This is a genomic window from Streptomyces sp. NPDC058691 (assembly GCF_042714775.1).
In the GTDB taxonomy this organism is placed as follows: domain Bacteria; phylum Actinomycetota; class Actinomycetes; order Streptomycetales; family Streptomycetaceae; genus Actinacidiphila.
Map to the genome: position 1 here is coordinate 1 of NZ_JBHXSO010000103.1, position 11,821 is coordinate 11,821.

8 protein-coding genes are annotated in these 11,821 nt (G+C 72.3%); 3 read left to right on the forward strand and 5 right to left on the reverse strand.

What is annotated here, in order from left to right; genetic code table 11:
- Positions 1-33 precede the first annotated feature (33 nt).
- The 4 genes from ACFWVC_RS37185 to ACFWVC_RS37200 form a co-directional block, all read right to left on the reverse strand.
- Entirely contained in the window at positions 34-2,988 is a 2,955-nt protein-coding gene (locus ACFWVC_RS37185; protein ID WP_384298387.1) for a M14 family zinc carboxypeptidase, read from the reverse strand.
- 208 nt (positions 2,989-3,196) lie between these two features.
- Positions 3,197-3,397, reverse strand: coding sequence for a cold shock domain-containing protein (locus ACFWVC_RS37190; protein WP_319659350.1), 201 nt, complete (start codon positions 3,395-3,397; stop codon positions 3,197-3,199).
- A gap of 178 nt (positions 3,398-3,575) precedes the next feature.
- Positions 3,576-4,232 (reverse strand): response regulator, encoded by a 657-nt coding sequence (locus tag ACFWVC_RS37195; protein WP_384298391.1) that lies wholly within the window; start codon positions 4,230-4,232, stop codon positions 3,576-3,578.
- On the reverse strand, positions 4,229-5,404 hold the full coding sequence (locus ACFWVC_RS37200) for a sensor histidine kinase (protein WP_384298394.1): 1,176 nt from the start codon (positions 5,402-5,404) through the stop codon (positions 4,229-4,231). The genes ACFWVC_RS37195 and ACFWVC_RS37200 overlap by 4 nt, the downstream gene beginning before the upstream one ends.
- A gap of 178 nt (positions 5,405-5,582) precedes the next feature.
- Here ACFWVC_RS37200 and ACFWVC_RS37205 point away from each other — a divergent pair, with 178 nt between their 5' ends.
- The 3 genes from ACFWVC_RS37205 (at position 5,583) to ACFWVC_RS37215 (ending at position 10,768) form a co-directional block, all read left to right on the forward strand.
- Positions 5,583-6,254, forward strand: coding sequence for a hypothetical protein (locus tag ACFWVC_RS37205; protein WP_384298397.1), 672 nt, complete (start codon positions 5,583-5,585; stop codon positions 6,252-6,254).
- 477 nt (positions 6,255-6,731) lie between these two features.
- Positions 6,732-10,184: a phosphodiester glycosidase family protein gene (locus ACFWVC_RS37210; protein WP_384298400.1), complete on the forward strand. Its 3,453-nt coding sequence runs from the start codon at positions 6,732-6,734 to the stop codon at positions 10,182-10,184.
- 203 nt (positions 10,185-10,387) lie between these two features.
- Entirely contained in the window at positions 10,388-10,768 is a 381-nt protein-coding gene (locus tag ACFWVC_RS37215) for a hypothetical protein (RefSeq protein ID WP_384298403.1), read from the forward strand.
- Positions 10,769-10,838: 70 nt separating this feature from the next.
- On the opposite strand, the gene ACFWVC_RS37220 is transcribed toward ACFWVC_RS37215, so the two are convergent.
- The gene (locus ACFWVC_RS37220; protein WP_384298406.1) at positions 10,839-11,531 is read right to left on the reverse strand and encodes a VOC family protein; all 693 of its coding nucleotides are present in this window, start codon (positions 11,529-11,531) and stop codon (positions 10,839-10,841) included.
- Positions 11,532-11,821: the final 290 nt, after the last annotated feature.

The following is an 11,821-nucleotide window of genomic DNA, read 5'->3' on the forward strand; positions in this document are numbered from 1 at the left end:
CCCTCGGAGGGATGCGGACCGCCCGCCCGGGTGTCACCGGCCCAGGGAGGCCAGTGCCTTGCCGAGAAGTGCCGCACGGTCGGCCGCCGTGGCCAGGTGCTCCAGGCCGAAGCCCAGCAGCACCGTGTCCTGCGTGGTGACCGCTCCGTACGTCTGGAACAGCGCACCGGTGCGCGCCCAGTCCCGGACGAGGGCCGGGCTGCCGGGAGGCGGCCCGGCGACGGTCCACGGGCCGAAGGAGGTCTCGAAGCCCTCGGTCTCGGTGACCGCGCCGCCGATGACGAGCGAGGCGTCGTCGGCCTGGAGGCCCTGGCCGCCGGAGCCCGGGTCGGTGACGTAGCTGAGCGAGACCTCGACCGACTTGCCCGCGTAGGCGCTGAGGTCGAAGTTCACCGGCTGCCAGCCCGCGGAGGCGCCGGTGAAGCTGTTCCAGGCGCCCGTGGTGCCGGTCGCGGTGCAGCCGTCGGTCCCCGGGGTGAGGTAGTGCTTCAGCCAGGGGTGCTCGTCGATGTAGAAGCCGGCCTCGCACTCCGCGGGCACGTCGGTGCCGGTGGCGCCGCCCTTCTCCGGGAGGGTGGTCCAGTCGTCCGCGCCGACGGTGTGGATCTCCAGCAGCGCGTTGTCGTAACCCGGCTCGGTGTTCCACAGCAGACGGGTACGGAGCGTGGGCGCGTCGGCCGCGGTCACCCCCCTCAGGTCGATGGTGCGGGTGAGCCGGTTGTACGCGTCGTCGGCGTGGACGGCGGCCGCCATGAAGGCGCCCGCGTAGGGCGCGTTCGGAGGCGCGGTCCCGTCGAACCGGCCCGCGCCCGCGCTCGTGAACTGCGGGTAGTCCTCGGGCGCGAGGTTGTCCGAGGTGACGCGGTACGTGCCCGCCCGGTCCAGCGGATTGCCGGGCGCGGCGCCGAGGGGACCGGCGAAGCCGCCCAGCGGGCCGGAGCCGGTGAAGGCGGTGGCCCCGGCGGTCGACGTGCGCGAGTAGGCACCCAGGTAGTACTGGCTGAAGTCGTTGGACAGGTTGCCGCCGCCGAGGTCGACCGACCCACCGGCCTGCTCGCCGGCCTCGATCACCTTGCCGCGCTCGTTGAGGTAGGCGCGCAGCTGCAGCTGGGTGGCGTTGCGGGGCGCGGCCGCGCCGGTGTAGTGCACCACCGTGCGGAAGTGCCCGAGGACACCGAGCGCGTCGGGCGCGCCCTGCGTGGCGACGTCCCAGACGGCCGCCTTGTGGCCGTTGGCCTTCAGCGCGTCGACGTAGGTCTGGGTCTGCGTGGCCGCGGCGCCCTCCTCGGCGACGACGAGCACGTCCCCCTTGGCCCGGTCTGCCACGGTATAGGTGAAGTGCGTGCTGGAGACCGGCTTGCCGCTCTTGGTCTCGCCGGTGTACCAGACCTCGACGTTGTCGCCGGGCTCGCCGTCCCTGACCTTCGCGCGGTACTCGTCGAAGTAGAGGTTGTCCTCGCCGCCGTAGGTCTCGCCGCCGTTCCAGGAGCGCAGCGCCTCGCCCTGCGTACGGCCGCCGTTGACGCGGTAGTTGAGCTTCTTTTCGCGCACCGCCTCACGGACGACCACCGAGACCTCCTGGTCGGAGCCGCGGGAGTACGACGTGGTGAAGGTCGCCGGGGTGAAGTCGGCGGCGTCCAGGCCCACCGAGGAGGACGGGGTGTCCGGGTGCGCGGCGGTCTCCGCGACGGAGAGCGCGAAGGGGACGTTCTTCTCGAACTCCTCCTGGATCAGCTTCTCGTCGTCGGGGAAGTTGAAGACCGACTGGCAGTCGCCCGCCCTCCACTGGTCGGCCGGGTCGATGTCGGACGCGGTCTGGCAGGTCGACATCTCGGGCGTGAACATCGCCATGCCGTTGACGTTGGCCGCGTGCCCGTCGGCCTCGCCGTTGGTCGTGTACAGCTCCGAGGAGACCTGCGGGTGGTAGCCGGGGATCGCGGAGTTGTCCGGTGTGCCGGCCAGCGACCTGTACAGGATGTCGTCGGGGGTGTCCGTCGCCACCTGCCAGCCGACGCCGTACAGGAGCAGTTCGGCGGCGGAGTGGTAGTTGATGCCGTAGGTGAAGTCGATGCGCTTCTCGAAGGCGTCCAGCGCCCGCGTCTCGGGCTCGGAGCCGGGGCTCGCGCCGCGGTAGGTCTCGCTGGCAGGGCTGGGGGACGAACCCTCGTTGTCGTAGCCCCACTTGTAGGCGAAGTTGCGGTTGAGGTCGACGCCGTCGCCGGCGGATATGACGCCGTCGCCGTTGACGTCCCGGAGGTTCTTGCGCCACAGGCGCTTGCCGGGGTCCTGGAAGGTGTAGTCGTACCCGTCCGGGTTGGCCGAGACGACGAACCACAGCTCGGTCGAGTCGACGATCTTCTTGATGCGCTGGTCGGTCGCATAGTGGTCGAGGTAGTAGTGCATCAGCCGGCGGGTCATCTCCGGCGTGATCCACTCCCGCGCGTGCTGGTTGGACATGTACAGCACGGAGGGCTTGGAGCCGTCCTTGGACGTCTTCGCGTCCTTGGTGAGCTTCAGCGCGAGGATGTCCTGCCCGTTCACCGTCTTGCCGATGGAGACGACCTTGGTCAGGCCGGGGTTCGCCTGGCCGGCGGCCAGGACCTCCTCCTTGATGCCGCCCGCGCCGCTGTACGGCCGGTACACACCTTCGGCGGCACTCTGCACGCGCGCCTCGGACTTGGCGGCGATCGTGTGCTCGGTGAGCTGCACACCCTTCTTCTCCAGCTGCCCGGCCTGCCGGTCGGTGAGGTAGACCTCGACCGTGGCCGTGCCGCTCTCGGGCGCCTGCTCGCTCAGCTCGTGGCCGTCCTGCCCCGCTTCGAGCAGCAACGGGATCTGCTGCTTGGTGACTTCCGCGCGGAACACCTTGACCTCGTCCGCGTCACCGCTCGCCGGGATCGTGCTCCGGGCCTGGGCGACGGGCGCGATGGCCGCACTGCAGAGTATGAGAGCGCCGGCGACGACGGTCGTTAAGACTCTGGGTCTCACGACTCTCCTTCACATGGGTATGCGACAAGGACGCCTATACCATTGGAAGTTCACGCATCAGTCAAGGGCGTCTCAAGTAACACTCGCTTCGCCGCCGCCCCTTGGGCACCGGAGCGCCCCCCTCCGCCGGAAGCACGACGAGCGGGGCCGTCCTCCCCGGGGAGGGCGGCCCCGCTCGTACGGGGCACGTTCTGCGAGCGCAGGCGGATCAGCCGCGGACGATGTTCTCCGCCTGCGGGCCCTTCTGGCCCTGCGTCACCTCGAAGGTGACCTGCTCGCCTTCCTGGAGCTCGCGGTAGCCGTTACCGACGATGTTGGAGTAGTGGGCGAACACGTCCGGCCCCCCGTCCTGTGCGATGAAGCCGAAGCCCTTTTCGGCGTTGAACCACTTCACGACTCCAGATGCCACCGTTGTCCATCCCTCATGTGCCGATGTGGTGGCGCACCGAAATGCGCCGACGGGCCCCCGCGGCTGCGGGCCCCGGACCGTGCTTACCCGATGATGCGGATGTCTATCCCCCGACGGGCCGGTCCAATGGTGCGGACCGGGCGTCAGCCCGTCGCCCCTGCCCCGCGCGCCCGGCCGGTCAGCGTCCCGGGCGGAGCAGTCCCGACTCATAGGCGAGGACCACGAGTTGGGCCCGGTCCCGCAGCCCGCGCTTGCCGAGCAGATTGCCGACATGGGTCTTGATCGTGCTCTCGGCCAGGCAGAGCACCGTGCCGATCTCGGTGTTGGACATGCCCCGGCCCACCAGGCGCAGCACGTCCAGCTCGCGCTGGGTCAGGTCGTCGAGGGCCGGCTGGGCCGCCGCGCCCGGTGGCGGGCCGCTGAGGAACTCCTCCAGCAGCCGCCGGGTCAGGATCGGGGCGAGCAGCGCGTCGCCCGCCGCCACGGTCCGCACGCCCGCGGTGAGTTGGTGCCTGGGCGCACTCTTGAGCAGGAAGCCCGAGGCCCCGGCCCGCATCGCCTGGTACACGTACTGGTCGAGATCGAAGGTCGTGAGCACAAGGACCCGGCTGCGCGGTGCGCTGCGGGCGAGCCTGCGGGTGGCCTCGATGCCGTCGAGCAGGGGCATGCGGATGTCCATCAGCACGACGTCGGGGTCCGTGCGCCGCACCTCGCCGAGCGCCTCCACGCCGTCCGCGGCCTCCGCCACCACCTCGATGTCCGGTTCGCCGGAGAGGATGGCGGCGAGCCCGTGCCGGATCAGCATCTCGTCGTCGGCGACCACCACGCGGATCATGCCGGGACCGCCACCGCGAGCGGCAGCCGCACCCGGACGGTGAAGCCGGCGGACACGTCGAGCGTCAGGCTGCCGCCGCAGACGACGACGCGCTCCCACATGCCGACGAGCCCCTTGCCGGTGCCGCCGCCGGAGTCACCCACCGCGGTGTCCGTGTGCACCTCGATCTCCAGGACGTCCTCGTCGTACCGCAGCCTCAACTCGGCCACCTCGGAGGCGGAGTGCTTGAGCGCGTTGGTGAGCGACTCCTGGACGACGCGGTAGGCGCACAGCGAGACACCTTGGTCGAGCGGGCGCGGCCGGCCCTCCGTGGCCCTGCGCACCGTGAGCCCGGCGGCGCCCATGGTGGACACCAGGCGGTCCAGGTCCTCGAAGTGCGGTTGAGGCACGAGCGGTTCGGGCTCGGCGGGCGCGGCGGCGGTCACGGAGTCGTCGTCGCGGAGCAGCCGGAGCAGCCGGGCCAGTTCCACCAGGGCACCGCGCGAGGCGTCGGCTATCGCCGCGAAGGCCCGTCCCGCCGTGGCCGGATCCGTGTCGAGCATCCCCCGGCCCGCTTCGGCCTGGACCGCGATCACGCTCACCGCGTGGGCCACCAGGTCGTGCAGTTCCCTGGCGATGCGCTGCCGTTCGGCGGTGACCGCACGGCGTGCCTGCTCGTCCCGTGTCCGTTGCAGTTCCTCCGCCTGGGCGGTGAGGTGCTGCACCGCGGTGCGCCGGCGCCGGTAGGCGGCGCCCACGGCGGCGGGAAGCACCACGAACAACAGGATCGTCGGCACGATGTTGCCGGGGTCGGAGTCGGAGGGGTCGTTGAGGATCGCCACGACGAGGGAGGCGGAGTTCGCCGCGGCCGCGGCCACCAGCTGAACCGTCGGCAGATAGGCCGCGGCGCTGTACACCGCGACGATCAGCGCGAGCAGCACCGCCACTTCGTCGGACGGTTCGGCGCCCAGCGCCGTCAGGGCCATGGCCGTGGCGATGCCGAGGGCCACCGTCAGCGGGTGGCGCCTGCGCACCGCGAGCGCGCAGGTCGTGACCACGACCGCGAGCAGGTGCTGCGGCCTGGCCTCTGGATTCAGCGGCGAGTCCGCGAGCTCGACCACACCCAGGAGGCAGAGCAGGACCGCCGGAGCGATGTCGATGAGGAGTTCGAGCCGTCTGTGACTGGCCAACACGGTGGCGAGTATAGGGCGGGCAAAGTGGGCTCCGGTTCCCCCTGTGGTACCGGTTCGCGCCGGTGGGATTCCGCCCGCGGGGGGAGCGTGCGGATACCGCGGGGCCGGGTGCGGGCCGGCCGCGGCTGACACCTTCTCGGTGTGCCGGGCGTTCCGGCCGCAGTCAATGGAGGGGATCATGCTTCACCACACCTGGCGCGCCCCCGCGCTGTCCTTCGCCGCCCTCGCCGCCGCACCGCTGTTCGGGCTGGTGTCCGAGCTCGTCGTCCCGCGCGACACGACGAACACGCCGGCGGACGAACTGCGCTTCGTCTCCGCCCACGCCGGTGCCTTCCTGCTCGCCGACCTGCTCGCGATCGTGGGAGCGGCACTGTTCGTCGTCGGCCTCGTCCGGCTGGTGCCGGCGGTCTCCGGCCGGGGCCGGGTGGCCGTACGGATCGGCGGGACCATGGCGATCGCCGGCTCGCTGGCCCTGGTCGCCCACCCGTTCCTCCTGCTGGCGATCCGGGACCTGGCCACGGCGGAGAACCTGACGGCGATGGCGCAGGCCAACGACGCCATCTCCAACGGCGTGGCGGCGATGGTCATTCTGGTGGCCCGGCTGCTGGCCTTCGACCTCGGGCTGGTGGTGCTGACGATCGGCCTGTGGCGGGCCGGTGCGCTCCCGGTCTGGCTGGCCCCGGCGGGTTTCCTGGCGCTCTTCGCGGACTTCTCCCCCAGCTCGTACAACGCCGTCCTGATGTACGCCGTGCTGGCCGCCACCTTTGTGCTCATGGCCCTGCGGGCGCGCCGCACCGCGGACCCCGTCTCCCAGCCGACCGGTGAGCCGGCGGCCGCCGGCACGGTCTGACGGCGTCGCACCCGCGCCGGCCCGGACCCTCCGGCGGTCCGGGCCACAGGTGCCCCCAGCGAGGCACCCCGCCACACCCCCTCCAGCCGGTTGCGCGCCTTGACGGCCGGTGGGGGTATCCAGGCAACCGGGGTCACCCCGGTCCGCCTCCATCCCCCCACTGGGGATCAGGCGCTTGCTACTACGGAGGGGGCGGCGGCGGTGGCACCCCCGGCCGAAGGTTGGGGGAGGGAGGGCGGGCGGGAATAGCCTCGCCCATCTCCGCGAACGCGGCCGACCGCGTGACTCTCCACGACGGCCCACCGCCGCCCCCGCACCGGAGTTGCGCTTTACACCAACATCCCAGCTCACAGCGGGTGGCGTCACAGGAAGTTCACAGCAAACATCCCTGATGATCACCCATTTCTGGGTGCGGCGACACCAACGGCACATCGACTGGGCGCTGACCCCGACTGTCAGCACGAAAGAAGTCAGCCAGTGCCCCTCCCTCTTGACTCCGTCGTCCCGCGGCCGCGTGCCGCGGCCCGGCGCGGTGCCGCCGTCCTGGCCTTGGCCACGGCGCTCAGCATCGGCGCCGGGATGATGACGACCGCCCAGGCGCTCACGCCCGAGCACCTGGTGTCGGCGACCGTCGACGCGCCGAAGGCCGCCGGCTCCGTCCAGGGGCTGATCCCGAGCACCCCCGGCCAGTCCATCGTCACGCGCGAGGACCGCACGCCGATCGCGCCCGGGCTGAACCTCACCCGTTTCGACCGCTTCGAGGCGGACGGATGGGTGCGCGGGCAGGTGCTCGTCGCGGACCTCGCCGACGACCGGGTCAAGGTGGACTACATCTCCTCCGGCACCGTCACCGGCAAGGCCCCGGTGACCGAGCAGGCCAAGCACACGGGCGCGGTCGCCGCGATCAACGGCGACTACTTCGACATGAACGACACCGAGGCCCCGGTCGGCGGCGCCGTGTCGCGGGACGGCGGCCTGATCAACTCGCCCACCGAGGGCCGCAGCCAGACGGTCGCCATCGGCGCCGACGGCCTCGGCCGGCTCGCCCAGGTGTTCCTGGAGGGCGAGGTCACGGTCGGCGGTACGCAGCACCTGAAGCTGTCCAGCGTCAACTCCCCGGTCCTGGCGGCCGGCGGCATCGGCCTGTTCACCGACCAGTGGGGTCCGTCCCCGCGCACCAAGCCCGTGAGCGGCGCGAGCCGTGTCGCCGAGGTCTGGCTGCGCGACGGCAAGGTCACCGAGGTGCACTCCTCGGTCAGCAGCGGCCCGATACCGGCCGGCACCAGCGTGCTGCTCGGCCGTGAGGCGGGCGCCGACGCGCTGGCCGGCCTCGTGCCCGGTGACTCCGTGAACGTCGCCTACCACCCGCGCGCCGACTTCGGCGACGTCGCGGTCGCCGTCGGCGGCGGCCAGGTCCTGGTCGCGGACGGCGTGGTGAAGCACTACACCGACGGCGACACCGTCACCGCCACCTCGCGCACCAGCGTGGGCTTCTCCGCCGACGGCCGCACCATGTACCTGGTCGCGATCGACGGCAAGCAGACCAACAGCCGCGGCATGGACCTCAATGAGCTCGGCGCCTTCATGAAGGGCCTCGGCGCCGTCAACGCCCTCAACATGGACGGCGGCGGCTCCACCACCATGGCCGCCCGGCTGCCGGGCGAGAGCGTGACGGGCCTGATCAACAGCCCCTCGGACGGCTCGGAGCGTCAGGTCGCCAACGGCCTCGGCCTGTTCTCCGCCCCCGGTTCCGGCGAGGCCCGCGGCTTCCGCGTCCTGCCCGCCCTGACGGCGGACGGTTCCGACAAGGTCTTCCCCGATCTGCACCGCACCCTCAAGGCCCTGGCCCACGACGAGACGTACGCGCCCGCGCCCACGCCGCGCGTGCACTGGCGGGACGACTCCCTCGCCGCGGTCAAGGGCGGCGACGGCAACACCGCCGTGGTGACCGGCAAGCACTCCGGCACCAGCGAGATCGAGGCCACCGCCAGCCACGGGGTGAGCGGCTCGGCGAAGCTGACCGTGCTCGCGCCCGCCGTGCGGATCGCCCCGAGCAGCAGCCTGGTGGCGCTCGACGGCCTGGACGACTCCGCCCGCCTGACGATCACCGGCTACGACGCCCTCGGCGACTCCGCCCCGATCGAGGCCTCCGACGTCAAGGTCACCGGCGGCGAGGACGTCGTCTCGCTGACGCCCGCGGACGACGCGACCTTCACCGTGCGCGGCCTCGCCGAGGGCGCCTCGACCACCCTGCACCTGACGGTCGGCAAGATGACCACCGACGTGGCCGTCACCGTCGGCCTGGCCGAGAAGTCCTTCGCGGACCTGTCGGACGCGGCCGCCTGGACCTCGGCCAACGACCGCGCCCCCGGCGGCTCGGTCACCCCGGCCGCGGGCCACGACGGCGCGCCCGGCCTGGCCCTCACGTACGACTTCACCAAGTCGACCGCCACGCGAGGCCAGTACGCCGTGCCGCCGCAGCAGATCCAGCTGCCCGGCCAGCCGCAGGCCGTCACCATGTGGATCAACGGCGACGGCAACGGGGAGTGGCCGCGGCTGCAGTACCGCACGGGCGCGGGCGTGACCGCCAACCTCGACGGCCCGCTGATCACCTGGACCGGCTGGCGCAAGGTCGAGTTCCCGGTGCCCGTCGGCACCCCCTACCCGATCACCTTCCAGCGGGTGCGGCTGCTGGAGACCAGCGCCGCCCGTTCCTACACCGGCAAGGTGACCGTCAGCGACCTGCGGGTCAAGGTCGCCCCGGACGTGGAGCTGCCCGTCCAGCCGAAGGTGGCCGACCCCGTCGTGGTGACCAACGGCACCGTCGACGGCCGCTCGCTGCGCGTCGCCGTCATGTCCGACGCCCAGTTCGTCGCCCGTGACCCCAACAGCCCGCTGGTGGAGGCGGCCCGCCGGACGCTGGCCGAGATCGCCGACGCCAAGCCCGACATGCTGGTCATCGACGGCGACTTCGTCGACGAGGGCTCGCCGGCCGACTTCAAGCTGGCCCGCACGCTCCTCGACGAGTTCGACGCCCGCACCGGCGGCACGATCCCGTGGCACTACGTCCCCGGCAACCACGAGGTCATGGGCCCCGGAACGCCCGTCAACTTCAAGGCGGAGTTCGGCGACACCACCTCGGTCTTCGACTCCGAGGGCACGCGCTTCATCACCCTGGACTCCTCCAGCGGCACCCTGCGCGGCGGTGGCTTCGCCCAGCTCCAGATGCTGCACGACCAGCTCGCGGACGCGGCCACGGACAGCTCCGTCAGCGGCGTCGTGGTGTTCGAGCACCACCCCACCGAGGACCCGCTGCCGGACAAGGCCAGCCAGCTCGGCGACCGCAAGGAGGCCGCCCTGGTCGAGCAGTGGCTCGCCGACTTCCGGGCCGACGGGCACAAGTCCGCCGCGTTCGTGGGCGGTCACGTGGGCGCGTTCTCGGCGTCCTCGATCGACGGCGTCTCCTACCTGGTCAACGGCAACTCCGGCAAGAACCCGGCCAGCACGCCCGACAACGGCGGCTTCACCGGCTGGACGATGCTGGGCATCGACCCGGCCAAGGGGAAGGTCCCCGACGCGTTCGCCGTCCCCACCCGTGACTCCGACGCCTGGCTGCGCGCCGAGGTGCACGTCCGTACCGACGCGGTGGACCTCAGCGCGCCGGACACGCTGACGGTCGGCGACCGGGCCAAGGCGTCGGCGACGGTCACGCAGGACGGCACGCGTGTCGTCCCGGTGGCCTGGCCGGTCAGCGCCTCCTGGGCCGGCTCACGCGTCGAGATCGCCGGCCACACGGAGGGCGGCTCCGCGGTCGTCTCCTACGACCCGGCCACCGGCGACCTCACCGCGCTCCGCGCGGGCACCGCGGTGCTCCGCGTCACCGTCAACGGCGTGACCACCCAGCGCACCATCACGGTGGGCCGCCGCTGATCCCCGCCCCGGCGACCGTGCCTCCCCCAGCGTCGCCGGGACGTATCGCCCTGCCGTCCCGGGGGCGCTGCGATGTCATGCGCCTGTCATCTATCGGCCTCGACCTTGGCTTGAACCGCATTGTCCGCCGCAACCGGCTCCGCCATGCTGATCCGGCGTCAACCGCGCAGATCTTGCTGCGCCCGACAGCGGAGGACCATGTGATGAGACGTAGGATGATCGCGCTCGCGGCGGCGACGACCGCCATGGCCGGGCTGTTCCTCGCCCCGGCACCGGCGGCGTCCGCGGCGGCCACGTCCTGCTACGGCAGTGCCAAGACCATCAACGGCACGGACGACAACGGGCACTGGCCTCCGGGCGGTTCCACGTACTCCACGTCCAACTGCAGTGACATCAACGTCAAGATCACCCGCACCCTCGACGTGCAGACGTGTTTCGCGCCCTCCAGCGGCGGCTACTACTGCAACGGCTGGCGCACGGTCTACGCCAACACCTGGGGACTGGCCGCCACCGACGTGAACGACGGCACCCGGTTCTGGCTGCTGTTCACCAGCACCGACGTGCACGGAGTCGCCGCCTACTGACCCGCCCGCCGGGCTCCGGCGCCGATCACACGCGCCGGAGCCCGCCGGAGTGCCGGATCCGCGGCACGCCTCACCCGTCCCGGCCCTGCCAGGTCGTCACGCAGGCCTCGTTGCCCTCCGCGTCGGCGAGCACCCAGAAGGAAGGGGCGTGGCCGGCGGACTTGAGCCGGCCCCCGGCCGCGAGCGCCGCCTCGATCCGCCAGGGTGCCTCGTCGTGGGGAACGCTGATGTCGAGGTGGATGCGATTGCGCTGCGGGCGCGGCCGGTCCATCTGCTGGAACCAGACCGCCGGACCCTGTCCGACCGGGTCGACCAGGGCGTCTACGGGGCCGTCGGCGCCCGCCTCGTCGGTGTAGCCCAGCACCGCCTTCCAGAACGGCCGGATCGCTGCGATGTCCAGCGCGTCGATCGCGATCTCCAGGAGCTGTACCGATCTCGGCGCCCCCGCGCCGACTTCGGGATCCGTCACGAACCCGGCCGCGCCCAGCGCGGCGGAGATACGGCACGCGAGGTCGACGTCCCGCGTGGTGACCGCCGCGTGGGCCGTCGACTGGAGGGCGAGCAGCACCCGCCCGGGCCTGACGTCGACCCGCAGGTGGCGGTCGGCGTCGTCGCCGCACACCGCGACGGCGTCCGCCGCCACGCCGGTCCCCCGGGCCATCGACCCCACGGGGACCGACGTCTGCAACGTGCCCAGTATGTACCGCCATCCGTCGCCGCCGACCGCGTCGGAGGCTTCCTGCCGGCTCAGTTTCCGCTCCATGCGGGCATCCTCGCAGCCGGCGAGGCGCCCGGCGGCGGCACCCGCCGGGTTCGCCAGGTCGCGCGGGCCGCCGCACGGCTCCGCGGTGGACGGTGCCGGGGGAGGTGACAGCCGCCCCTCGGGCCTCTCCCGTGCGGGCGACCGGGGACCGTGCCGCCGCGGAGCACACGACGGCGGGGGCCGGCCAGGGTGCAGTTCCGGGCCCCCCCCCCCCCGCGTTCCCGGGGTTTGCCCCGCCGGAAGGGGGGCCCTTGTTTGGGGGGTAGGCCCGGGGGTGCCCCCGGGACCGG